At 69.8% G+C, this 19,829-nt stretch carries 31 protein-coding genes; 3 read left to right on the top strand and 28 right to left on the bottom strand.

Translation table 11 applies throughout. The features are described from left to right. Positions 1-99 precede the first annotated feature (99 nt). From ABD297_RS10080 to ABD297_RS10215, 28 genes are all read right to left on the bottom strand, one after another. Positions 100-1,548: a serine hydrolase domain-containing protein gene (locus ABD297_RS10080; RefSeq protein ID WP_344254800.1), complete on the bottom strand. Its 1,449-nt coding sequence runs from the start codon at positions 1,546-1,548 to the stop codon at positions 100-102. 45 nt (positions 1,549-1,593) lie between these two features. After that, positions 1,594-2,448 carry a type I methionyl aminopeptidase gene (map, locus tag ABD297_RS10085; RefSeq protein ID WP_344254801.1) on the bottom strand — a complete coding sequence of 285 codons (855 nt, stop codon included), beginning with the start codon at positions 2,446-2,448 and terminating at the stop codon, positions 1,594-1,596. 31 nt (positions 2,449-2,479) lie between these two features. Then, positions 2,480-3,049, bottom strand: a complete 570-nt coding sequence (locus tag ABD297_RS10090; RefSeq protein WP_344254802.1) for an adenylate kinase — start codon at positions 3,047-3,049, stop codon at positions 2,480-2,482. Continuing rightward, the gene (secY, locus tag ABD297_RS10095; RefSeq protein WP_344254804.1) at positions 3,050-4,372 is read right to left on the bottom strand and encodes a preprotein translocase subunit SecY; all 1,323 of its coding nucleotides are present in this window, start codon (positions 4,370-4,372) and stop codon (positions 3,050-3,052) included. Positions 4,373-4,552: 180 nt separating this feature from the next. After that, on the bottom strand, positions 4,553-5,032 hold the full coding sequence (gene rplO, locus ABD297_RS10100) for a 50S ribosomal protein L15 (protein ID WP_344254806.1): 480 nt from the start codon (positions 5,030-5,032) through the stop codon (positions 4,553-4,555). Positions 5,033-5,034: 2 nt separating this feature from the next. Further along, the gene (gene rpmD / locus ABD297_RS10105) at positions 5,035-5,217 is read right to left on the bottom strand and encodes a 50S ribosomal protein L30 (RefSeq protein ID WP_020143226.1); all 183 of its coding nucleotides are present in this window, start codon (positions 5,215-5,217) and stop codon (positions 5,035-5,037) included. After that, positions 5,217-5,873 carry a 30S ribosomal protein S5 gene (rpsE, locus tag ABD297_RS10110; protein WP_147066129.1) on the bottom strand — a complete coding sequence of 219 codons (657 nt, stop codon included), beginning with the start codon at positions 5,871-5,873 and terminating at the stop codon, positions 5,217-5,219. The genes rpmD and rpsE overlap by 1 nt, the downstream gene beginning before the upstream one ends. A gap of 40 nt (positions 5,874-5,913) precedes the next feature. Then, a complete protein-coding gene (rplR, locus tag ABD297_RS10115; protein WP_147066127.1) occupies positions 5,914-6,288 on the bottom strand; it encodes a 50S ribosomal protein L18 in 375 nt (124 codons plus the stop codon). Positions 6,289-6,291: 3 nt separating this feature from the next. Then, on the bottom strand, positions 6,292-6,828 hold the full coding sequence (gene rplF, locus ABD297_RS10120) for a 50S ribosomal protein L6 (RefSeq protein WP_142176973.1): 537 nt from the start codon (positions 6,826-6,828) through the stop codon (positions 6,292-6,294). Positions 6,829-6,840: 12 nt separating this feature from the next. After that, a complete protein-coding gene (gene rpsH, locus ABD297_RS10125; protein WP_147066123.1) occupies positions 6,841-7,239 on the bottom strand; it encodes a 30S ribosomal protein S8 in 399 nt (132 codons plus the stop codon). 133 nt (positions 7,240-7,372) lie between these two features. Continuing rightward, the gene (locus ABD297_RS10130; RefSeq protein ID WP_020143231.1) at positions 7,373-7,558 is read right to left on the bottom strand and encodes a type Z 30S ribosomal protein S14; all 186 of its coding nucleotides are present in this window, start codon (positions 7,556-7,558) and stop codon (positions 7,373-7,375) included. Position 7,559: 1 nt separating this feature from the next. After that, positions 7,560-8,120, bottom strand: a complete 561-nt coding sequence (gene rplE, locus ABD297_RS10135) for a 50S ribosomal protein L5 (RefSeq protein ID WP_344254808.1) — start codon at positions 8,118-8,120, stop codon at positions 7,560-7,562. A gap of 1 nt (position 8,121) precedes the next feature. Next, positions 8,122-8,499 (bottom strand): 50S ribosomal protein L24, encoded by a 378-nt coding sequence (gene rplX / locus ABD297_RS10140; protein WP_344254810.1) that lies wholly within the window; start codon positions 8,497-8,499, stop codon positions 8,122-8,124. A 2-nt stretch (positions 8,500-8,501) separates the two neighbouring features. Continuing rightward, positions 8,502-8,870 (bottom strand): 50S ribosomal protein L14, encoded by a 369-nt coding sequence (rplN, locus tag ABD297_RS10145; protein WP_020143234.1) that lies wholly within the window; start codon positions 8,868-8,870, stop codon positions 8,502-8,504. Positions 8,871-9,008: 138 nt separating this feature from the next. Beyond that, entirely contained in the window at positions 9,009-9,299 is a 291-nt protein-coding gene (gene rpsQ, locus ABD297_RS10150; protein WP_147066118.1) for a 30S ribosomal protein S17, read from the bottom strand. Then, complete coding sequence (gene rpmC / locus ABD297_RS10155; RefSeq protein WP_344254811.1) at positions 9,296-9,682, bottom strand: 50S ribosomal protein L29; 387 nt, start codon at positions 9,680-9,682, stop codon at positions 9,296-9,298. Before rpmC ends, rpsQ begins: the two co-directional genes overlap by 4 nt. Continuing rightward, on the bottom strand, positions 9,682-10,101 hold the full coding sequence (gene rplP / locus ABD297_RS10160) for a 50S ribosomal protein L16 (RefSeq protein ID WP_020143237.1): 420 nt from the start codon (positions 10,099-10,101) through the stop codon (positions 9,682-9,684). The genes rpmC and rplP overlap by 1 nt, the downstream gene beginning before the upstream one ends. Positions 10,102-10,103: 2 nt before the next feature. After that, positions 10,104-10,928 carry a 30S ribosomal protein S3 gene (gene rpsC / locus ABD297_RS10165; protein WP_344254813.1) on the bottom strand — a complete coding sequence of 275 codons (825 nt, stop codon included), beginning with the start codon at positions 10,926-10,928 and terminating at the stop codon, positions 10,104-10,106. Beyond that, positions 10,928-11,296, bottom strand: a complete 369-nt coding sequence (gene rplV, locus ABD297_RS10170) for a 50S ribosomal protein L22 (RefSeq protein WP_020143239.1) — start codon at positions 11,294-11,296, stop codon at positions 10,928-10,930. The genes rpsC and rplV overlap by 1 nt, the downstream gene beginning before the upstream one ends. Before the next feature lie 26 nt (positions 11,297-11,322). Continuing rightward, positions 11,323-11,604 carry a 30S ribosomal protein S19 gene (gene rpsS, locus ABD297_RS10175; protein ID WP_141823434.1) on the bottom strand — a complete coding sequence of 94 codons (282 nt, stop codon included), beginning with the start codon at positions 11,602-11,604 and terminating at the stop codon, positions 11,323-11,325. A 15-nt stretch (positions 11,605-11,619) separates the two neighbouring features. After that, positions 11,620-12,456, bottom strand: a complete 837-nt coding sequence (rplB, locus tag ABD297_RS10180; protein WP_142176969.1) for a 50S ribosomal protein L2 — start codon at positions 12,454-12,456, stop codon at positions 11,620-11,622. A gap of 26 nt (positions 12,457-12,482) precedes the next feature. Beyond that, on the bottom strand, positions 12,483-12,782 hold the full coding sequence (rplW, locus tag ABD297_RS10185; protein ID WP_030194219.1) for a 50S ribosomal protein L23: 300 nt from the start codon (positions 12,780-12,782) through the stop codon (positions 12,483-12,485). Further along, positions 12,779-13,414, bottom strand: a complete 636-nt coding sequence (gene rplD / locus ABD297_RS10190; RefSeq protein ID WP_344254815.1) for a 50S ribosomal protein L4 — start codon at positions 13,412-13,414, stop codon at positions 12,779-12,781. Before rplD ends, rplW begins: the two co-directional genes overlap by 4 nt. Next, on the bottom strand, positions 13,411-14,064 hold the full coding sequence (gene rplC / locus ABD297_RS10195) for a 50S ribosomal protein L3 (RefSeq protein ID WP_344254817.1): 654 nt from the start codon (positions 14,062-14,064) through the stop codon (positions 13,411-13,413). Before rplC ends, rplD begins: the two co-directional genes overlap by 4 nt. 11 nt (positions 14,065-14,075) lie before the next feature. Then, the gene (gene rpsJ, locus ABD297_RS10200; RefSeq protein ID WP_009775966.1) at positions 14,076-14,384 is read right to left on the bottom strand and encodes a 30S ribosomal protein S10; all 309 of its coding nucleotides are present in this window, start codon (positions 14,382-14,384) and stop codon (positions 14,076-14,078) included. Between the two features lie 331 nt (positions 14,385-14,715). Continuing rightward, on the bottom strand, positions 14,716-15,114 hold the full coding sequence (locus ABD297_RS10205) for a thiol-disulfide oxidoreductase DCC family protein (protein ID WP_344254819.1): 399 nt from the start codon (positions 15,112-15,114) through the stop codon (positions 14,716-14,718). A 69-nt stretch (positions 15,115-15,183) separates the two neighbouring features. Further along, a complete protein-coding gene (locus ABD297_RS10210) occupies positions 15,184-16,488 on the bottom strand; it encodes a M18 family aminopeptidase (RefSeq protein ID WP_344254821.1) in 1,305 nt (434 codons plus the stop codon). A 23-nt stretch (positions 16,489-16,511) separates the two neighbouring features. Then, positions 16,512-17,321 carry a hypothetical protein gene (locus ABD297_RS10215; RefSeq protein ID WP_344254823.1) on the bottom strand — a complete coding sequence of 270 codons (810 nt, stop codon included), beginning with the start codon at positions 17,319-17,321 and terminating at the stop codon, positions 16,512-16,514. Positions 17,322-17,395: 74 nt separating this feature from the next. Here ABD297_RS10215 and ABD297_RS10220 point away from each other — a divergent pair, with 74 nt between their 5' ends. The 3 genes from ABD297_RS10220 (at position 17,396) to ABD297_RS10230 (ending at position 19,615) form a co-directional block, all read left to right on the top strand. Next, complete coding sequence (locus ABD297_RS10220) at positions 17,396-18,145, top strand: DUF2785 domain-containing protein (protein WP_344254825.1); 750 nt, start codon at positions 17,396-17,398, stop codon at positions 18,143-18,145. A 35-nt stretch (positions 18,146-18,180) separates the two neighbouring features. Continuing rightward, on the top strand, positions 18,181-18,702 hold the full coding sequence (locus ABD297_RS10225) for a hypothetical protein (RefSeq protein ID WP_344254827.1): 522 nt from the start codon (positions 18,181-18,183) through the stop codon (positions 18,700-18,702). Positions 18,703-18,787: 85 nt separating this feature from the next. Next, positions 18,788-19,615, top strand: coding sequence for a class I SAM-dependent methyltransferase (locus ABD297_RS10230; RefSeq protein ID WP_344254829.1), 828 nt, complete (start codon positions 18,788-18,790; stop codon positions 19,613-19,615). Positions 19,616-19,829 lie beyond the last annotated feature (214 nt).

Below are 19,829 nucleotides of genomic sequence, written 5' to 3' on the forward strand. Positions count from 1 at the left end.
GCACCGACAGCGGTCACGGGCCGACGAGGACGACCGGCACGATCCCGACGGCCGGGAGACCCGCGCGCACGGGACGCCCCGACGGCGCGGACAGGCGGGCTATCGGGCCGACGTCCACCGGGTCGCGAGCCACAGCGGGTCGTAGCCGGTGAGCGGCACCATCCGCCAGGTCAGGTCGGCGTCCGAGCTGCGCACCCGCGCCTCGAGCCGGAAGCGGTGCGGGGACTCGATGACGATGACCTCGGCACGGAAGGTGTCCTCGTCGACCCAGCCCCCGCTGGCCACGACCGGCAGCGTCGCTCCCCCGGCCACGAGCTCACCCTCGCGCCACGCGCCGCGCCCCACGGGCACCCGCAGCCACTCGCCGCGCCGCTGGAGCCCGAGCACGTGCTCGGCGCCGTCGCGCGCCACCGAGACGGCCGTGTAGTCGGAGGCCAGGTCGGAGACGTCCGAGCGGTTGAACTCGGCGTACTCGGGCCCGAGCGCGTCGCCCGACATGGCCGGGATCTCCAGGCCGGCGAGGCGATCGGCGAGCTCGCGGTCGGCGGCGTCGGACCCTCGCGCACCGATCGCGGGCACGACGTGCGCCCACAGCCCGTCCAGGGTCGACTGCATGCGGGACTGCTCCGCCGTGACCGCCACGACGGTGTCGTGCTCGGGCAGAACGACGAGGAACTGGCCGTAGGCGCCGTCGCCGCGGTAGCCGTGACGCTGCATCCAGAACGAGTAGCCGTAGCCCCTCCGCCAGTCCTCGTCGGCGCCCGGGTCCTCGTTGAGCGGACCGAAGGCGCGCGTCGCCTCCTCGACCCAGGCCTCGTCGAGCAGCTGGCGTCCCTCCCAGCGCCCACGGTCCAGGTAGAGCTGGGCGATGGAGGCGACGGCCTCCGTCGTCAGGTGCGACCCGGTGAAGCCGAGCTCGCGTCCGAGCGGGTCGCGGTGCCACGGGATGTCGGGCAGGCCCAGCGGCTCGAGCAGGCGCGGTCGCAGCATCTCGGGCACCCCTGCGCCGGCGACACGGCCGACGATGACCGACAGCAGGTAGGTCGCCACCTGGTTGTAGGCGAAGACCGTGCCGGGGGCGCGGGTGGGGGTCGTCGCGAAGACCCTCGGCACCCAGTCACCACGGACGATGTCGTCGTCGCCGTGGTCGCTGCCGCTCATCCGGTCGAAGACCTGCGGCCAGGCGTCCTGCTCGTGGCCGACGGTCATGGACAGGCAGTGGCGCACTCTCACGTCGTCCCAGCCCGCGGCGACGGCACTGCGATCGAGCTCCGGGAAGTGGTCGAGCACGCGGTCGTCGAGCGAGAGGCGCCCCTCCTGCACGAGGAAGCCCACGGCCGTGGCCGTCACCGTCTTGGAGAGCGAGTAGGCGAGGTGGACGCGGCTCGCGGCATACGGCCTCCACCAGCCCTCCGCCACGACGTGCCCGTGGCGCACGACCATGAGGCTGTGCAGTCCGAGGCGGTCGCGCTCGGCGGCATCGACGAACGCGAGGAGACCTGTGGCGTCGACGTCCTGCGCCGAGGGGCTGCTGCGGGGAAGGCTCACGAGCGCGAGGTTACGCTGCCCCGCGGCTCTCGTGGGCGAGCGGGCTCAGGCGGTCGCGTCGAGGGGGGCGTATGCCGCACCGACGGCCTCGAGGGCGGCCTTGCCCCCGTCGACGGCCGTGAGGATCCACAGGCCGGCCTCGCGCACGGCCACCGAGTGCTCCCAGTGGGCGGCCCGCGTGCCGTCGAGCGTCACCACGGTCCAGTCGTCACCGAGCACCTTGGTGTCGGCCCCGCCGAGCGTCACCATCGGCTCGATCGCCCCGGTGAAGCCGTCGACGAGCTTCGGGCCCGTCTCGCGCACGGCGTAGTTGGGGATCTGCGGGTCCATGTGCATCTCGGTGCCGATGCCGTGACCGACGTACTCGTCGATGACGCCGTAGACGCGGCCGTCGCGCTCGGCAGCGGCCTCGATGCTCGCCTCGACGGCGTCGCCCACGGCGAAGAGACGGCCGCCGACCTGCATCGCGGCGATGCCGGCGTAGAGGCTGGCCTCGGTCGCGTCGATGAGCGCGAGGTCCTCGGGCCTGCCGGCCTCGCGGCCACCGACGACGGCCGTGAACGCGGCGTCGCCGTTCCAGCCCTTGACCTCGGCGCCGCAGTCGACCGAGACGATGTCGCCGACCTCGAGCACCCGCGGACCCGGGATGCCGTGGACGACCTCGTCGTTGACGCTCGTGCACAGCGTGTGGCTGTAGCCGGGCACGAGCTGGAAGTTGGGGATGCCGCCGTTGCTGCGGATGAAGTCCTCGGCGAGGCGGTCGAGCTCGAGCGTCGTCATGCCCGGACGCACCTCGGCGGCGAGCAGCTCGAGGGTGCGACCGACGAGCAGCCCCGCCTCACGCATGAGGAGGAGCTGTTCGTCGGTGCGACCCTGGAGCCGGTTACGGCGTCCGAACATTCGTGGTCCTTCGTCGTGGCTGTGGTGGCGCTCAGCCGTGCTGCGGCAGGGCTGCGATGACGCGGTCGGTGACCTCGTCGACGGCGCCCATGCCGTCGACCTTGACGAGGAGCCCGACGAGGTCGTAGTGCTGCGCGAGCGGCGCGGTCTCCTTGCGGTAGATCGCCTGGCGCTCACGGATGACGTCCTCGGTGTCGTCGGCGCGGCACTCGGTCTCGGCGCGCTTGAGCAGCCGCTGGACGATGGCGTCCTCGTCGACCTCGAGCTCGAGGACGGCGTCGAGGGCGTGGCCGTGACGCGACAGCATCGCGTCGAGGGCGTCGACCTGGCCCGCGGTGCGGGGGTAGCCGTCGAGCAGGAAGCCGCCCTCGGCGTCGTCCCACGTGAGGCGGTCCTCGACGATCTCGTTGGTGATGTCGTCCGAGACGTAGCCACCGGACTTGATGATCTGATCGACCTTGACCCCGAGCGGGGTCTGGTCCTTGATGTTGGCGCGGAAGATGTCGCCGGTCGAGATGGCCGGGATGCCGAGGCGCTCGGCGATCCGGGCCGCCTGCGTGCCCTTACCGGCGCCGGGCGGGCCGAGGATGATCAGTCGCATTTAACGGAGGAACCCTTCGTAGTGACGCTGCTGCAGCTGCGCCTCGATCTGCTTGACCGTCTCGAGTCCCACACCGACGACGATGAGGATCGAGGTGCCACCGAACGGGAAGTTCTGGTTGGCACCGACGAGCACGAGGGCCACGAGCGGGATGAGCGAGACGATGGCGAGGTAGATGGCACCCGGCACGGTGATTCGGGTCAGGACGTAGTTGAGGTACTCGGCCGTGGGTCGCCCGGCCCGGATACCCGGGATGAAGCCGCCGTACTTCTTCATGTTCTCCGCGACCTCGGTCGGGTTGAACGTGATCGAGACGTAGAAGAAGGTGAAGAAGAGGATGAGGGCGACGTAGGTCGCCATGTAGATCGGGTGGTCGCCCTTGACGAGGTTCTCCTGGACCCACTGGACCCAGGCCGGGTTGTTGCCGTCCGCGTGCGTGTTGAACTGCGCCACGAGACCCGGGAGGGCGAGCAGCGAGCTCGCGAAGATGACGGGGATGACGCCCGCCATGTTGACCTTGAGCGGGATGTAGGTCGACGTGCCGCCGTACATGCGCCGGCCGACCATCCGCTTGGCGTACTGCACCGGGATGCGGCGCTGGGACTGCTCGACGAAGACGACCGCGGCGATGACGAAGATGCCGAGGAGCAGGATGCCGAGGAAGGTGCCCCAGCCCTTGTTCTCCTTGATGCCCCAGAGCGAGGCCGGGAAGCCGGCCGCGATCGAGGTGAAGATCATCAGCGACATGCCGTTGCCGACACCCTTGTCGGTGATGAGCTCGCCGAACCACATGATGAGGCCGGTGCCGGCCGTCATCGTCAGGACCATGATGAGGATCGTGACCGTCGACTGGTCGGTCATGATCGTGTCGCACGAGCCACCGAAGAGGCTGGAGGGGTTGCGGGCGAACGTGACGAGCGTCGAGGACTGGAGGATCGCCAGGCCGATCGTCAGGTAGCGGGTGTACTGCGTGAGCTTGCTCTGCCCCGACTGGCCCTCCTCCTTGAGCGCCTCGAAGCGCGGGATGACGACCGTGAGCAGCTGGATGATGATGCTCGCCGTGATGTACGGCATGATCCCCAGCGCGAAGACCGACAGCTGCAGCAGCGCGCCGCCGCTGAAGAGGTTGGCGAGGTTCAGGAACCCGCTCTGGTCGCCCGACTGGCCCTTGCTGGCCTGCAGGCAGCTCTGAACCAGGCTGTAGCTGATGCCGGGCGTCGGGACGTGCGAACCGAGACGGAACAGCACGATGATGCCGAGCGTGAAGAGCAGCTTCTTGCGCAGGTCCGGGGTTCGGAACGCGCGTACGAAAGCGGCGAGCACTGGGTCCTCCTGGGGGGCCGCGCGGTGGCGCGGCGTAAGACATGCAATCCGTGGAAGGTTAACGCAAAGACGCAGCGCCCCGGGCCCCCACCGCGGTGGCCGACGTCACGTCGGCTCGCGGGTCGGGCGCCCGGGGCGCTGCTCACACGAGGTGTGTGGTGGTCACTCGTACCTGGTCACTCAGCCGGCGAGGGCCGTGACCGTGCCGCCGGCGGCCTCGATCTTCTCCTTGGCGGACGCCGAGAACTTGTGCGCCTCGACCTCGACCTTGACGGAGATCTCACCCGTGCCGAGCACCTTCACCGGGAAGCCGTCACGGACGGCACCCTTCGCGACGAGGTCGGCGACGGAGACCTGACCACCCTCCGGGAAGAGCAGCTGCAGGCGGTCCAGGTTCACGACCTGGTACTCCGTGCGGAACGGGTTCTTGAAGCCACGGAGCTTGGGAAGGCGCATGTGCATCGGCATCGAGCCGCCCTCGAAACGCTCCGGGACCTGGTAACGGGCCTTCGTGCCCTTGGTGCCACGACCGGCGGTCTTGCCCTTGGAGCCCTCACCACGACCGACGCGGGTCTTGGCGGTCTTGGCTCCGGGGGCCGGACGCAGGTGGTGGACCTTGAGGGCGGACTCGCCGCCCGACTTCTTGGCGTTGTCAGCCATGGTCAGTCAACCTCCTCGACGGACACGAGGTGCGTGACCGTCTTGACCATCCCGCGGATCTCGGGACGGTCCTCCTTGACGACGACGTCGCCAATGCGCTTCAGACCGAGGCTGCGCAGCGTGTCACGCTGGTTCTGCTTGCCACCGATCTCGGAACGGGTCTGGGTCACCTTGAGACGAGCCATCAGGCACCTGCCTTCGCAGCCTGGGCCTCGGCGAGACCGGCGGCACGGGCCTTGAGCATGGCCGCCGGAGCGACCTCCTCGAGGGTCTTGCCACGACGGGCAGCGACCGACTCGGGGCGCTCGAGCTCGCGCAGGGCCTGGGCCGTGGCGTGCACGACGTTGATGGCGTTGTCCGAGCCCAGCGACTTGCTGAGCACGTCGTGGATGCCGGCGCACTCGAGCACCGCACGCACCGCGCCACCGGCGATGACACCGGTACCGGGAGCGGCGGGACGGAGCATGACGACACCGGCAGCCGCCTCACCCTGGACGGGGTGCGGGATGGTGCCCTGGATGCGCGGGACCTTGAAGAAGTTCTTCTTGGCCTCCTCGACACCCTTGGCGATGGCCGCGGGAACTTCCTTGGCCTTGCCGTAGCCGACGCCCACGGTGCCGTCACCGTCACCGACGACGACGAGGGCGGTGAAGCTGAAGCGACGACCACCCTTGACGACCTTGGAGACGCGGTTGATGGTCACGACGCGCTCGACGTACTGGTTCTTGTCGTCACGGCTGTCGCGGTTGTCGCGGCCGCCGCGGTTGTCACGGCGGTCTCCGCGCTCGGTGCGCTCGCCGCCACCGGCGGGGCCGGTGCCTCGACGCTGCTGTCCGGGCATCAGATGTTCCTCATCTCAACAATTGCGTTCACGAAGTTGCTCACAGGGACAGACCGCCTTCGCGGGCGCCCTCGGCGATCGCCGCGACACGGCCGTGGTACTTGTTGCCACCACGGTCGAACACGACGGCCTCGACACCGGCGTCCTTGGCACGGGCGGCCACGAGCTCGCCGACCTTCTTGGCCTTGGCCGTCTTGTCACCGTCGAAGGAGCGCAGGTCGGCCTCCATCGTCGAGGCCGAGGCCACGGTCTTGCCCACGGTGTCGTCGACGACCTGGACGAAGAGGTGACGGGTCGACCGCGACACGACGAGGCGGGGACGGACCGCGGTGCCGGCGATCTTCTTGCGACCGCGCACCTGGCGACGGATGCGGGCGGCAGCCTTGGACTTGCCGCGCTTGATGATCATTGCCATGGCTTACTTACCGGCCTTTCCAACCTTGCGACGGATCTGCTCGCCCGCGTAGCGAACGCCCTTGCCCTTGTACGGGTCGGGCTTGCGCAGCTTGCGGATGTTCGCCGCGACCTCGCCGACGAGCTGCTTGTCGATGCCCTGCACCGAGAAGCGGGTCGGGTTCTCGACGGCGAAGTTGATGCCGGCGGGAGCCTGGATGAGGATCGGGTGCGAGTATCCGAGCGAGAACTCGAGGTCCGAGCCCTTCGCGGCGACACGGTAACCCGTGCCGTGGATCTCCATCTTCTTCTCGTAGCCCTCGGTGACACCGAGGACCATGTTGTTGATGAGCGAGCGGGTCAGGCCGTGGCGCGAGCGTGAGTCACGCTCGTCGTTGGGGCGCTTGACCTCGAGGTTGCCCTCGCCCAGCTCGACCGTGATCGGCTGCACGACGGTCAGGGAGAGCTCACCCTTGGGGCCCTTGACGAAGACGTCCTGGCCCTCGACCTTGACGTCCACACCCGAGGGGATGGAGACCGGGAGTCGTCCGATTCGCGACATGTCAGTGTCTCCTTACCAGACGTAGGCGAGGACTTCCCCACCCACGCCCTTCTCGTGTGCCTGGCGGTCGGTCAGCAGACCGTTCGACGTCGACAGGATCGCGACGCCGAGGCCACCGAGAACCTTGGGCAGGTTCGTCGACTTGGCGTAGACGCGCAGACCGGGCTTGCTCACGCGACGCACGCCGGCGATGGAGCGCTCGCGGTTGGGGCCGTACTTGAGGTCGATGGTCAGCGTCTGGCCGACCTCGGCCTCCTCGATCTTCCACGAGGCGATGAAGCCCTCGGACTGGAGGATCTCGGCGATGTTCTTCTTCAGCTTCGAGTACGGCATGGAGACGACGTCGTGGTGCGCCGAGTTGGCGTTCCGGACGCGGGTCAGCATGTCCGCAATCGGGTCAGTCATGGTCATGTGGGCTCTCCGCCCTTCCTCACCGGGGTTTCGACCGGGGCAATCTGCCCGGCGACGGCTGGGCCGTCGTGTGGCCGACCTACGGTGTCAGAGGTGTGTTGGTCTGGGTTGTGCTCTGGGCTCGGGAGCCGAATTACCAGGAGCTCTTGGTCACGCCCGGCAGCTCGCCCGCGTGAGCCATCTCGCGAAGGCAGATGCGGCAGAGGCCGAACTTGCGGTACACCGAGTGCGGGCGACCGCACTTCTGGCAACGGGTGTACGCGCGGACCTTGAACTTCGGCTTCCGGTTCGCCTTGTTAACGAGCGCGGTCTTGGCCATGTCAGTTCTCCTTGAAGGGGAAGCCCAGCTGCTTGAGCAGCGCGCGACCCTCGTCATCGTTGGTCGCCGTGGTGACCACGGTGATGTCCATGCCCCGCACGCGGTCGATCCGGTCCTGGTCGATCTCGTGGAACATCGACTGCTCGGTCAGACCGAACGTGTAGTTGCCGTTGCCGTCGAACTGCTTCGGCGAGAGGCCACGGAAGTCGCGGATGCGCGGGAGGGCGATCGTCACGAGACGGTCGAGGAACTCCCACATGCGGTCGCCGCGCAGCGTCGTGTGGGCGCCGATCGGCATGCCCTCACGCAGCTTGAACTGGGCGATGGACTTGCGCGCCTTGGTCACGACCGGCTTCTGGCCGGTGATGGCGGTGAGGTCGCGGACGGCACCCTCGATGAGCTTGCTGTCCTTGGCCGCGTCGCCGACACCCATGTTCACGACGACCTTGACGACGCCGGGAACCTGCATGACGTTCGGGTAGCCGAACTGCTCGAGCATCGAGCTCTTGATCTCGTCCTGGTAGCGCTGCTGAAGGCGCGGCTTGGTGCTGGTCTCAGTCATCTCAGAGGTCCTTGTCCGACTTGACCGCGACACGGACGCGGGACGCCTTCTGGCGGCCATTGCGCTCGACGGTCTCGACACGCGTCTTCACGCGGGTCGGCTTCTTCGTCTCGGGGTCCACGATCGCCACGTTGCTCACGTGGACGGCGGCCTCGGTGTGCGTCAGGCCACCGGTGCGGGTGCCACGGGCGGTCGCGCCGGCCTTGACGTGCTTGGTGACGCGGTTGATGCCCTCGACCAGCACGCGCTGGGTCTCGGGGTAGACCGCGATGACCTTGCCCTGCTTGCCCCGGTCGCCGCCGTTCTTCTGGCTGCGGCCCGAGATGACCTGGACGAGGTCACCCTTCTTGATCTTCATCTTGCTGGTGGTCTTCGCCATGTTCACAGCACCTCCGGCGCGAGCGAGATGATCTTCATGAACTTCTTCTCGCGCAGCTCACGGCCCACCGGGCCGAAGATGCGGGTCCCACGGGGGTCACCGTCGGCCTTGAGGATCACCGCAGCGTTCTCGTCGAACTTGATGTACGAACCGTCGGCGCGACGGCGCTCCTTGACGGTGCGGACGATGACGGCCTTGACGACGTCACCCTTCTTCACGTTGCCGCCCGGGATCGCGTCCTTGACGGTGGCGACGATGGTGTCACCGATGCCGGCGTACCGACGGCCCGAGCCACCGAGAACACGGATGCACAGGATTTCCTTGGCACCGGTGTTGTCGGCGACGCGAAGCCGCGACTCCTGCTGAATCACTGTCTAACTCCTGTCGTCGTGCTGGTTCTTCGCCCGGGGGCGAAGCCTTGCCGAACTGGACTGTGGTCTGTGCCTCCGGGGCCCGACGGGTCGGGCCACCGGAGGGCACTCGGGGGGCAGCGCCCCCCGAGCTGGGTCTTACTTGGCCTTCTCGAGGATCTCGACGATGCGCCAGTGCTTCGTCGCGGAGAGCGGACGCGTCTCCATGATGAGCACGCGGTCGCCCACGCCGGCAGCGTTCTGCTCGTCGTGCACCTTGACCTTGCTGGTGCGACGGATGACCTTGCTGTAGAGGGCGTGCTTGACGCGGTCCTCGACCTCGACGACGACGGTCTTGTCCATCTTGTCGCTCACCACGTAGCCCTGGCGGGTCTTGCGGTAGTTGCGCTCACTCGCCTGGTCGCTCACGACCTTCTCCTGCTCGCTCATGCGTCAGCCTCCTGCGCCTTGTCAGCCTTCTTGGCCTTCTTCTCGGCCTTGTCAGCCTTCTCGGCCTTGTCAGCCTTCTCGGCCTTGTCGGCCTTCTTGTCGGCCTTGGCAGCCTTCTTCTCGACCTTCTCGGCCTTCTCCGGCGCCTTGGGGGCGGCGGGGGCCGAGCCGATGCCGAGCTCGCGCTCACGCATCTCGGTGTAGATGCGCGCGATGTCCTTCTTGACGGCGCGCAGACGGCCGTGGTTGTCCAGCTGGCCGGTGGCCGACTGGAAACGCAGGTTGAACAGCTCTTCCTTGGCCTTCTTCAGCTCGTCCGCCAGCTTGGTGTCGTCCAGACCACGCAGCTGCTCGGGAGCCAGGTCCTTGGTTCCGACTGCCATCAGATGTCACCACCCTCACGCTGAACGAAGCGGCACTTCATGGGGAGCTTGTGCATCGCGAGGCGCATGGCCTCACGCGCCACCGGCTCTGCCACGCCCGAGATCTCGAACATGACGCGACCCGGCTTGACGTTGGCGATCCACCACTCCGGCGAACCCTTACCGGAACCCATGCGGGTCTCGGCGGGCTTCTTGGTGAGCGGACGGTCGGGGTAGATGTTGATCCAGACCTTTCCGCCACGCTTCATGTAGCGGGTCATCGCGATACGAGCGGACTCGATCTGACGGTTGGTCACGTAGGCCGGCTCGAGAGCCTGGATGCCGTAGTCACCGAACGCGATCGTGGTGCCACCCTTGGCCGCACCGTGGCGGTTCGGGTGGTGCTGCTTGCGGTGCTTGACTCGACGGGGAATCAACATGGTCAGGCCTGCTCATTCTCGGTGCTGGCCGCGGCGGGGGCCTCGGCAGCAGCGGTCTCGTTCACTGCCGGAGCAGCGGCGGTCTCGTTGCGGTCACCACGACGGGCGCGGTTCGGACGGTCACCGCCGTCACGACGCGGGCCACGCGACGGGCGCGGAGCGGCGGCCTGCTGGGCAGCGAGCTCCTTGGCCGTCATGTCGCCCTTGTAGATCCACACCTTGACGCCGATGCGACCGAAGGTCGTACGGGCCTCGTAGAAGCCGTAGTCGATCTGCGCACGCAGCGTGTGCAGCGGGACGCGACCCTCGCGGTAGAACTCCGTGCGGCTCATCTCGGCGCCGTTGAGGCGGCCGGAGACCTGCACGCGGATGCCCTTGGCGCCGGCGCGCTGGGCGGACTGCATGCCCTTGCGCATGGCGCGGCGGAACGCCACGCGGGCCGAGAGCTGCTCGGCGATGCCCTGGGCGACCAGCTGGGAGACGATCTCGGGGTTCTTGACCTCGAGGATGTTCAGCTGGACCTGCTTGCCCGTGAGCTTCTCGAGCTCGCCACGGATGCGGTCGGCCTCGGCGCCGCGGCGACCGATGACGATGCCCGGGCGGGCGGTGTGGATGTCGACGCGGACGCGGTCACGGGTGCGCTCGATGTCGACCGAGGCGATACCGGCGCGCTCCATGCCCTTCTCCATCAGGCGACGGATGGCGACATCTTCCTTGACGTAGTCGCGGTAGCGCTGACCCGACTTCGTCGAGTCGGCGAACCAACGGCTCTTGTGGTCCGTCGTGATGCCGAGACGGAAGCCATGGGGGTTGACCTTCTGACCCATCAGCGGGCTCCCTTCGTGTTCTCCGGCTGCGTGACGACCACGGTGATGTGGCTCGTGCGCTTGTTGATGCGACCGGCGCGGCCCTGGGCACGCGGACGGAAACGCTTCATCGTCGGGCCCTCGTCCACGAACGCGGCCGTGATGACCAGGTTGCGCTCGTCGAAGGCGACCGACTCACGGTCGGCCTTGACGCGGGCGTTGGCGATGGCGCTCTCCAGCACCTTCTTGACCGGCTCGGAGGCCGACTGAGGGGCGAAGGTGAGCACCGTGACGGCGTCGGTGGCGGCCTTGCCGCGGATCAGGTCCACGACACGGCGAGCCTTCTGCGGGCTGACACGGACGTGCCGCGCCGAAGCCTTGGCTTCCATGACTTCTTCCTTGGATTCGATGGCCATCAGCGACGACGACCCTTCTTGTCGTCCTTCACGTGACCCTTGAACGTGCGGGTCGGCGCGAACTCGCCGAGCTTGTGGCCGACCATCGACTCGGTGACGAACACCGGGACGTGCTTGCGGCCGTCGTGGACGGCGAAGGTGTGGCCGAGCATGTCCGGGCTGATGACCGAACGGCGCGACCAGGTCTTGATGACGGTCTTGGTGCCCGCTTCGTTCTGGGCGTCCACCTTCTTCTGAAGGTGGTCGTCGATGAAGGGGCCCTTCTTCAGGCTACGAGGCATTCCAAAGGCTCCTTATCAGCGCTTCTTGCCAGTACGACGGCGACGCACGATGAGCTTGTCGCTTTCCTTGTGTCCCTTGCGGGTGCGGCCCTCGGCCTGACCCCAGGGGCTGACGGGGTGACGTCCACCGGACGTCTTGCCCTCACCACCACCGTGCGGGTGGTCGACCGGGTTCATTGCGACACCACGGACGGTCGGGCGCTTGCCCTTCCAGCGCATGCGGCCGGCCTTGCCCCAGTTGATGTTGCTCTGCTCGGCGTTGCCCACCTCGCCGACGGTCGCGCGGCAGCGCGCGTCGACGTTGCGGATCTCGCCGGACGGCATACGCAGCTGGGCGTAGGGGCCGTCCTTGGCGACGAGCTGCACGCGAGCACCCGCGGAGCGGGCGATCTTGGCGCCGCCACCGGGCTTGAGCTCGATCGCGTGGATGACCGTACCCACGGGGATGTTGCGCAGCGGAAGCGAGTTGCCCGGCTTGATGTCGGCCGCGGGGCCGTTCTCGATCGGGTCGCCCTGCTTCAGCTTGTTCGGGGCCAGGATGTAGCGCTTCTCGCCGTCGACGTACTGGACGAGCGCGATGCGCGCGGTGCGGTTGGGGTCGTACTCGATGTGAGCGACCTTGGCCGGCACGCCGTCCTTGTCGTGGCGACGGAAGTCGATGACGCGGTAGGCACGCTTGTGACCGCCACCGATGTGACGGGTCGTGATGCGGCCGGCGTTGTTACGGCCACCTGTCTTGGACAGGGGGCGGACCAGCGACTTCTCGGGAGTGGTGCGCGTGATCTCGACGAAGTCGGCGACCGACGAGCCACGACGGCCCGGTGTGGTCGGCTTGTACTTGCGGATACCCATGTTCGTTAAGTCTCTCTTCGTCTATCTCAGGCGCCCGCACCGAAGATGTCGATCGAGCCCTCGCGGAGGGAGACGATCGCACGCTTGGTGTCCTTGCGCTTGCCGAGGCCGAATCGGGTGCGACGGGTCTTGCCCTGGCGGTTCAGGGTGTGGACCTTGTCGACCTTGACGTCGAAGATCGCCTCGATGGCGATCTTGATCTCCGTCTTGTTCGCACGGGGGTCGACGATGAAGGTGTACTTGCCCTCGTCGAGCAGACCGTAGGACTTCTCGGAGACGACCGGCGCGATCAGGATGTCGCGCGGGTCCTTGGTGTGGATGCTCACTTGGTGGCCTCCTTGTCGGCCTTGTCGGCCTTCACGGGACCGGCGACGAACGCGTCGAGGGCGGCCTGGGTGAAGACGATGTCGTCGGCGCACAGCACGTCGTACGTGTTGAGCTGGTCGGCGACGAGGACGTGCACGTTCTGCAGGTTGCGCACCGACTTCATCGCGAGGTCGTCGCCGCGCTCGATGACCACGAGCAGGTTGGGACGCTCGGTCAGGCCGGCGAGCAGGGCGGCGGCGTCCTTCGCCGAGGGCAGGTCGCCCGAGACGATGGAGTCGACGACGTGGATGCGGTCGAAGCGGGCCCGGTCGGAGAGGGCACCACGCAGGGCGGCGGCCTTCATCTTCTTGGGGGTGCGCTGGGAGTAGTCACGCGGCTGCGGGCCGTGGACGACGCCACCACCGGCGAACTGCGGGGCGCGGGTCGAGCCCTGACGGGCGCGGCCGGTGCCCTTCTGGCGGTAGGGCTTGCGCCCACCGCCGCGGACCTCGCCGCGGGTCTTGGTCGAGTGCGTGCCCTGACGAGCGGCGGCCAGCTGCGCCACGACGACCTGGTGGATCAGCGGGACGTTGGTCTGGACGTCGAAGATCTCGGCGGGCAGGTTCTGCGTCTTGGTTGCCATGTCGTTCATGCACCCTTCGCAGCCGTGCGGATCAGGACGATGCCACCGCGGGGGCCGGGAACGGCACCCTTGATGAGCAGCAGGCCCTTCTCGGCGTCAACGGCGTGGATCTGGAGGTTCTGGGTCGTCTGGCGAACGCCACCCATGCGACCAGCCATGCGCATGCCCTTGAAGACACGGCCGGGGGTCGAGCAGCCGCCGATGGAGCCCGGCTTGCGGTGGTTGCGGTGGGCACCGTGGGAGGAGCTGACACCGTGGAAGCCGTGACGCTTCATGACACCGGCGAAGCCCTTGCCCTTGGTCGTGCCCGTCGCGTCGACGCGCTGGCCGGCCTCGAAGGACTCGGCCGTGATCTCCTGGCCGAGCTCGTAGGCGCCGGCGTCAGCCGTGCGGAGCTCGACGAGGTGACGGCGCGGCGTGACGCCGGCCTTCTCGAAGTGGCCGCTCATGGGCTTGTTCACCTTGCGGGGGTCGATCGCACCGAAGGCGATCTGGACCGCGGAGTAGCCGTCGGTCTCGTCGGCGCGCACCTGCGTCACGACGCAGGGGCCGGCCTTGACCACGGTCACGGGGACGAGCTTGTTGTCTGCGTCCCACACCTGGGTCATGCCGAGCTTCTCGCCGAGCACGCCCTTGACGTTCTTCTGAGCAACAGTCATCTGGGGCCGCCTCAGAGCTTGATCTCGATGTTGACGTCCGCCGGCAGGTCGAGACGCATCAGCGAGTCGACGGCCTTGGGCGTCGGGTCGATGATGTCGATGAGGCGCTTGTGGGTGCGCATCTCGAAGTGCTCGCGGCTGTCCTTGTACTTGTGCGGCGACCGGATGACGACGAAGACGTTCTTCTCCGTCGGCAGCGGGACGGGGCCCACCACGGTCGCGCCGGCGCGCGTCACTGTGTCAACGATCTTCCGAGCCGAGTTGTCGATGACCTCGTGGTCGTACGACTTCAGCCGGATGCGGATCTTCTGTCCCGCCATCTGATGAACGTCTCTCTCTCGCTTCTGACTACCGGTTCCCTTGGCCATCCGACCCCCGAGGTCGGGCGTGTCGCGCCCGCTTCGCGGTGAAAGGTGCGCACCTGAGTGCCACTTTCGTGTGGATTGCCCGGCCGAACCGGGTAACTTGCGCTTCCCTCGGGCCTCCGAGAGGAGTCCGGGCGAGTCCCCGTCAGGAGGCTCTCAAGGGGCGGCGCCACCGACATGGGTCAGCGACGCGCGTCAAGCAACCTGAACAGTGTGCCAGAGCGCGCACCGCACTATCAAATCGAGGCGAGGTGGGCGCGCAGGGCGGCCGAGGTGGCGCGTCGCGTCATCCGAGAGGGCGGGCGCACGCCGCGGTGCCACCCGGCAGCTGGTGCCGGTGCGCGGCGACCCAGCGGTACGCGCGCCCGGCCAGCCACGAGATCCCCGGCACCTCGACGAGGTGGCCGAGCGGTCGCCAGCCGGGTGCGCCGTGGGTCAGGGCGCTCGCGATGGCCAGGTGTCCCGCGCGGACCGTGCCGTCCGCGTCGACGAACTGGGCTGCTGCGTCGCAGTCCTGCTCCGTCAGCCCCACGGCCGCCAGGTCGAGCGCCTGCCACGGGCGCACGTCGTAACGGGCCCGCCGGTCGACCCAGCGCTGGAGGAGCTCCACGCTGCGTGTGCAGAAGGCGCAGTCGGCGTCGTAGACCAGGGTGGGGCGGGTCGGGACGATGAGCGTGGTCTCCACGACCCCATCCTCGCACCCGTCGGGCGCCCGCCCGCGCCCACCGGCTGGCGTATGCCGTGTGGCGGGCGCTCAGGCCGGGGCGAGGAACGCGCTCAGCGCACCGGCATACATCGCCGGGTCCTCGGCGCCCATCAGCTCACGCGTGCTGTGCATCGAGAGGGTGGCCGCACCGAAGTCGACGGTGGTCGCGCCGGTCAGCGACGACGTCACGGGACCGACGGTCGAGCCGCACGGGAGGTCGCTGCGGGTGACGAAGGTCTGCATGGGGACGCCGGCCTGCTCGCAGGCCAGCCGGAAGGCGCCGGCGCCGACGGAGTCCGTGGCGTAGCGCAGGTTGCTGTTGACCTTGAGCACCGGGCCGCCGTTGACCCGGATCTGGTGCATCGGCTCGTGCCGGTCGGCGTAGTTGGGGTGGGTCGCGTGCCCCATGTCGCCCGAGGCGATGACGGTGGCCGCGAGGGCACGCCAGTAGTCGTCCCGGGTGCCTCCCCGGGCGGTGACGATCCGCTCGAGGACGGAGGGCAGCAGCGTCGAGGTGGCGCCCCGCTCGGAGGTGCTCCCGATCTCCTCGTGGTCGAAGAGGACGAGGACGGGGACGTGGGACGGCTCGGTGGCCACGGCGTCGAGCAGGGCCCGCACCCCGGCATACGAGGTCGCGAGGTTGTCGAGGCGCGGGGCCGCGATGAGCTCGCGGGCGCGGCCGAGGCGCGTCGACGGCTGGACCGGGTGGGTCATGACGTCCCAGGACAGGACGTCCTCCCGGTCGACCCCGACCTGCTCGGCGAGGTAGCCGACGAAGTCGCCGGGCTCGTCACCGACGCCCCACAGGGGCTCGAGGTGCGCCTGCTTGTTGAGGCTCAGCGCCTCGTTCTGGGTGCGGTCGAGGTGGATCGCCAGCTGCGCGATGCGCAGGAGGGCGTCCCGGCCGTGGAAGGTGCGGGACTCGACCCCACCTGCCCCGCGCACGGCGACCCGGCCGGCGAGGCCGAGGTCGCGGTCGAGCCACGAGCTGAGGATCAGGCCTCCGTAGGGCTCGACGCCGAGCATCTGCCAGCCGGCCCGCGCGTGGTCGGGGTTGGGCTTGATGCGCAGGTTGGGGCTGTCGGTGTGCGCCCCGACGACCCGGAAGCCCGCGGCCGGTCCCGCGCCGGCGCCGTGCGCGCCCGTGGTGTCCCAGGCGATGAGCGACCCACCGCGCACGAGGTAGTGCCGCCCGGGCTGGGCCGGCCACGGCTCGGTCTCGTCGACCTCGGTGAAGCCCTCCGCGGAGAGCCGGGCCGCGGCCTGCTCGCAGGCGTGGAAGGGGGTCGGGGAGGCGTCGACGTAGTCGATCAGGCCCTGGGCTTCGGTGTCGGTGTCGAACGAGTGCGCCATGGCTCCCGACCCTATCCGCCGGCTCAGGCGGGTCTGAGGGTGGCCAGCATCTGGCGCAGCAGCGACTCCGCGCTCGCCCGCGTCGTGGCCGTCACGGTGAGGAACGTGACGAGGCCGTCGTGCTCGACGGCGACAGAGCGGGTGTGGGTGACGAAGGTGGCCATCGGCAGCCGGGACTCGGCCACGATGGCCGGCCCGAGCGGGGTCGTGGTCCGGTCGACGCGCACGACCTTCGCCCCGACGGACTCGAGCTGCGCGCGCAGGTCGTCCTCGGTCGGCAGCCGGCTCGCCGGGGTCGGGATGACGGAGATGTTGTCGGCCGCGCCGCGCGTGACCGGCCCCATGACCATCACCTCGATGGCCCTGCCGACCTGCTTGAGGTACTCCTCGACGGACAGCCCGGAGTTGGCCGCGAGGTCCTTGGCCGCCTGGGGCAGCGCCGCGGCGCTCGCCCGCGTCACCCGGGAGGGGTCGAAGGCCTGCCAGCCAGCCGGCACCTCGAAGGACAGCCCGGCGCGCGCGGCCGTGACCCGGCGCCCGACGAGGATCGGGGTGTCGCCCGTCGCGGGGGCGGACGACGGCGTCGTGGTCGCCGCCGGAAGGTCGGTCGGCACGCCGGTGGCCGGACCGGTGGAGGATCCCGGCACGGGACCAGCCGCAGCGGGGACCCCCGTCACGGGGCCGGCGTCGGCAGCGACCCGCGCCGCCATCGCCGAGCCACCGTCCTTGGAGCAGGCGCCGATCGACAGGAGCAGCCCGACCGAGCAGACCCCCACCGCGAGACGCCTCGCCGCCGCACGCGGGTGTCGGGTCCGCTCCCCCGTCGATGTCATGCGCCAGTCATACGGCAATCGTCCGACCAAGGCAACGAAGGGCAACGACCAGGGAGGGTGGCAGGATCGCCCCCATGCCCGACGCCGTCCTGCACCGCCTCGTCGACGACCTGGCCTCCCCGGACCCCGCCGTCCGCGACGACGGGGCGTATGCCGCCCTGACGCGTCTCGTGCGCGACAACGACCTTTCCGCCGACGACCGGTCCTGGCTCGCCGCGGCGATGCTCGAGCGGCTGGGTCACGACCGCGCCGAGGCCCGGTCGTTCGCCCCGCTCGTGCTGGCCTCGCTCGTGGCGGCCGGGGACTTCGACGATGCGTGGCCGCGGGCCGTGACCCGGTGGTACGCCGGCGAGCAGGACCTGCGCGGCCACGACCCCCTGGTGGGGTGGGTGCACGCGGTGGCCCACGGCGCCGACTTCTACGGCGCGTGCGGCGTCGCCGGCGTCGGAGACCCGGCCTCCCTGCTCGACGCCCTCGCGCGGCGGATGGTCGAGCCGACGGCCTTCGTGTGGCGCGACCAGGAGGAGGACCGGCTCGCGTGCGCCGTGGCCCTGGTGCTCGCGCGTGAGGACGTCGACGAGTCGACGGCGCTCGGGTGGCTCGCCCACGTCCGTGCGCTGTTCGCCTCCGGATCCCCCGGACCGGTGCCGGCCGAGGCGAGCAACACCATGCGGACGCTGCGATCGCTGCACGTGGCCCTCGGCGAGGACGTGCTCCACGGCGACCGTCCGCTGACCGTGGCCCACACCGACCGGGTCAGGGCCGAGGTGGCCCGCCTCCTCGCCGCGGTGACGCCGTGGTTCTGGCGACCCCGGACGCCGTGATGGGCGCCAGGACACGGCGGGCGACGCCCACCCGGATGACCGCGGTCGCGCTCGCCACCGCGCTGGGCCTCCCGGTCCTCGGCGGCTGCAGCAGCGCCCCCGCCGGACCACGGATCGTGGCGAGCGAAGCCGTGGTGGGTCCCCGCACGGGCACGGCTGACGGGCGTCCGGACACCTCGACCAAGGTCGGCACCGGACAGCTGCGCACCGACCTCGAGCCGCTGACGAAGCGCTTCGGCGCCCTGGGCCGGCCCGTGTCGGCGACGTGGATGTCGGGGACCCTCCGCTCCGGGTCCCCGGGGCCGTCGACCTACTGGATCGACGCCGTCGTGCAGCTCGCCCCCGACTCCGCGGCTGTCCTGCGCGCGGCATCTCCCGCGCCGACGCCCAGCGGCGACGCGCCGGACGTCGAGGCGGGTCTGCGGGCGTCGCTGCCCTCCGGTCCCCTGCTCCGGTCGCAGACGCTCGATGCCCTCTTCGCCGAGGGCTCCTTCCGGGCGCGGGCCTATCTCGCCGCCGACTCCGACACCGTCGTCCTCGTCGCGCGCGGCCAGTAGGTCGCCGCCGCGCCACCTCTCGGAAGAGCGGCGGAAGCAGGCCAACCGCTCCCGCCTCGAGCTGCGGAGGAGGAGCATCGGGGACATGGACCCCTCACAGCGTCGCGCGGGCGTGGCCGCGCTCTTCGACCAGCTGGCTCCCGGCTACGACCAGGGCACCGTGCCGTGGTTCAGGCCGATCGGCCGGCGTCTGGTGGAGCTGACCGCGCCGCACCCGGGCGACCGGGCGCTCGACGTCGGCGCTGGGCGCGGAGCGGCGACCTTCCCCCTCGCCTCGGCCGTCGGCCCCGGCGGGCACGTCACCGCCGTCGACCTCTCCCCCGCGATGGCCCTGCACCTCCGGGACGAGGCAGAGTCCCGCGGGCTCCCCGTCGAGGTCGTCGTCGGGGAGGCCTCTCCCCAGACGCTGCCGGTTGGGGGCTTCGACGCTCTCGTCGCCTCGCTCGTGCTCTTCTTCGACCCGCAGCCGGACGAGACCCTCACCGGCTGGGTGCACCTGGTGCGGCCCGGCGGGCGCATCGGGCTGTCGACCTTCGGTCCCACGGACGCCGCGTGGTCGGCCGCCGAGGCCGTCCTGCTGGCCTACGCACCGCAGCAGCTGCTCGACGCGCGCACCACCGGTCGCACCGGACCCTTCACCAGCACCACGTCGATGGCCGCGCTGCTCGAGGCCTGCGGCGCCTCCGGCGTCGACAGCCACGACGAGCCGCTCGAGGTGACCCTGCCCGACGCCGACGCCTGGCGCGCCTGGACCATGACCCTCGGCCTGCGCCAGCTCTGGGCCGCGGTCCCCGACGCCGAGCTCCCGGGCGCCATGGCCCGGATCGCCTCCGCCCTCGAGCCCGACCGGGGCGAGGACGACCAGCTCCGCCTCACCCAACAGGTCCGCTACACCACCGCCACCCGCCCCTGACCCCCGACCAGAGGGAGCGTGCGCCCACACGGTGGTTCGGCCCACGCGCCCGAGGAGCGGGGCGGGCGACGTGGGGAGCGGCATCGGAGGCGGCCGAACGGCATACGCAAGACGCCGTGACGCTGGGACGCGGCCGCCGACGCTCTCGCCGCGACCCGCGTCGCCCGTCCCGCGAAGACACGGACGCGCGGGCCACGCGAACCACCAGACGTGG

Source organism: Terrabacter carboxydivorans (assembly GCF_039532035.1).
Lineage (GTDB): Bacteria > Actinomycetota > Actinomycetes > Actinomycetales > Dermatophilaceae > Terrabacter > Terrabacter carboxydivorans.

What these genes read in the sequence shown, in the direction of transcription:
- rpsJ (WP_009775966.1), bottom strand. Translation starts at nt 14,384, where the DNA reads ATGGCGGGACAGAAGATCCGCATCCGGCTGAAGTCGTACGACCACGAG.
- rplB (WP_142176969.1), bottom strand. Translation starts at nt 12,456, where the DNA reads ATGGGTATCCGCAAGTACAAGCCGACCACACCGGGCCGTCGTGGCTCG.
- rplX (WP_344254810.1), bottom strand. Translation starts at nt 8,499, where the DNA reads ATGGCGAAGACCACCAGCAAGATGAAGATCAAGAAGGGTGACCTCGTC.
- map (WP_344254801.1), bottom strand. Translation starts at nt 2,448, where the DNA reads ATGTTCGGACGCCGTAACCGGCTCCAGGGTCGCACCGACGAACAGCTC.
- rpsH (WP_147066123.1), bottom strand. Translation starts at nt 7,239, where the DNA reads ATGACCATGACTGACCCGATTGCGGACATGCTGACCCGCGTCCGGAAC.
- ABD297_RS10130 (WP_020143231.1), bottom strand. Translation starts at nt 7,558, where the DNA reads ATGGCCAAGACCGCGCTCGTTAACAAGGCGAACCGGAAGCCGAAGTTC.
- ABD297_RS10215 (WP_344254823.1), bottom strand. Translation starts at nt 17,321, where the DNA reads ATGACATCGACGGGGGAGCGGACCCGACACCCGCGTGCGGCGGCGAGG.
- rplR (WP_147066127.1), bottom strand. Translation starts at nt 6,288, where the DNA reads ATGGCAATGATCATCAAGCGCGGCAAGTCCAAGGCTGCCGCCCGCATC.
- rpmD (WP_020143226.1), bottom strand. Translation starts at nt 5,217, where the DNA reads ATGGCTCGTCTCAAGGTGACCCAGACCCGTTCCGAGATCGGTGGCAAG.
- rpsS (WP_141823434.1), bottom strand. Translation starts at nt 11,604, where the DNA reads ATGCCTCGTAGCCTGAAGAAGGGCCCCTTCATCGACGACCACCTTCAG.
- rpsC (WP_344254813.1), bottom strand. Translation starts at nt 10,928, where the DNA reads ATGGGTCAGAAGGTCAACCCCCATGGCTTCCGTCTCGGCATCACGACG.
- rplE (WP_344254808.1), bottom strand. Translation starts at nt 8,120, where the DNA reads ATGACTGAGACCAGCACCAAGCCGCGCCTTCAGCAGCGCTACCAGGAC.
- ABD297_RS10210 (WP_344254821.1), bottom strand. Translation starts at nt 16,488, where the DNA reads ATGGCGCACTCGTTCGACACCGACACCGAAGCCCAGGGCCTGATCGAC.
- rplP (WP_020143237.1), bottom strand. Translation starts at nt 10,101, where the DNA reads ATGTTGATTCCCCGTCGAGTCAAGCACCGCAAGCAGCACCACCCGAAC.
- ABD297_RS10225 (WP_344254827.1), top strand. Translation starts at nt 18,181, where the DNA reads ATGACCGCGGTCGCGCTCGCCACCGCGCTGGGCCTCCCGGTCCTCGGC.
- rpsQ (WP_147066118.1), bottom strand. Translation starts at nt 9,299, where the DNA reads ATGAGCGAGCAGGAGAAGGTCGTGAGCGACCAGGCGAGTGAGCGCAAC.
- ABD297_RS10090 (WP_344254802.1), bottom strand. Translation starts at nt 3,049, where the DNA reads ATGCGACTGATCATCCTCGGCCCGCCCGGCGCCGGTAAGGGCACGCAG.
- rplC (WP_344254817.1), bottom strand. Translation starts at nt 14,064, where the DNA reads ATGACTGTTGCTCAGAAGAACGTCAAGGGCGTGCTCGGCGAGAAGCTC.
- rplD (WP_344254815.1), bottom strand. Translation starts at nt 13,414, where the DNA reads ATGAACGACATGGCAACCAAGACGCAGAACCTGCCCGCCGAGATCTTC.
- ABD297_RS10220 (WP_344254825.1), top strand. Translation starts at nt 17,396, where the DNA reads ATGCCCGACGCCGTCCTGCACCGCCTCGTCGACGACCTGGCCTCCCCG.
- ABD297_RS10230 (WP_344254829.1), top strand. Translation starts at nt 18,788, where the DNA reads ATGGACCCCTCACAGCGTCGCGCGGGCGTGGCCGCGCTCTTCGACCAG.
- rpmC (WP_344254811.1), bottom strand. Translation starts at nt 9,682, where the DNA reads ATGGCAGTCGGAACCAAGGACCTGGCTCCCGAGCAGCTGCGTGGTCTG.
- rpsE (WP_147066129.1), bottom strand. Translation starts at nt 5,873, where the DNA reads ATGCCCGGACAGCAGCGTCGAGGCACCGGCCCCGCCGGTGGCGGCGAG.
- rplV (WP_020143239.1), bottom strand. Translation starts at nt 11,296, where the DNA reads ATGGAAGCCAAGGCTTCGGCGCGGCACGTCCGTGTCAGCCCGCAGAAG.
- rplO (WP_344254806.1), bottom strand. Translation starts at nt 5,032, where the DNA reads ATGGCTGACAACGCCAAGAAGTCGGGCGGCGAGTCCGCCCTCAAGGTC.
- rplF (WP_142176973.1), bottom strand. Translation starts at nt 6,828, where the DNA reads ATGTCGCGAATCGGACGACTCCCGGTCTCCATCCCCTCGGGTGTGGAC.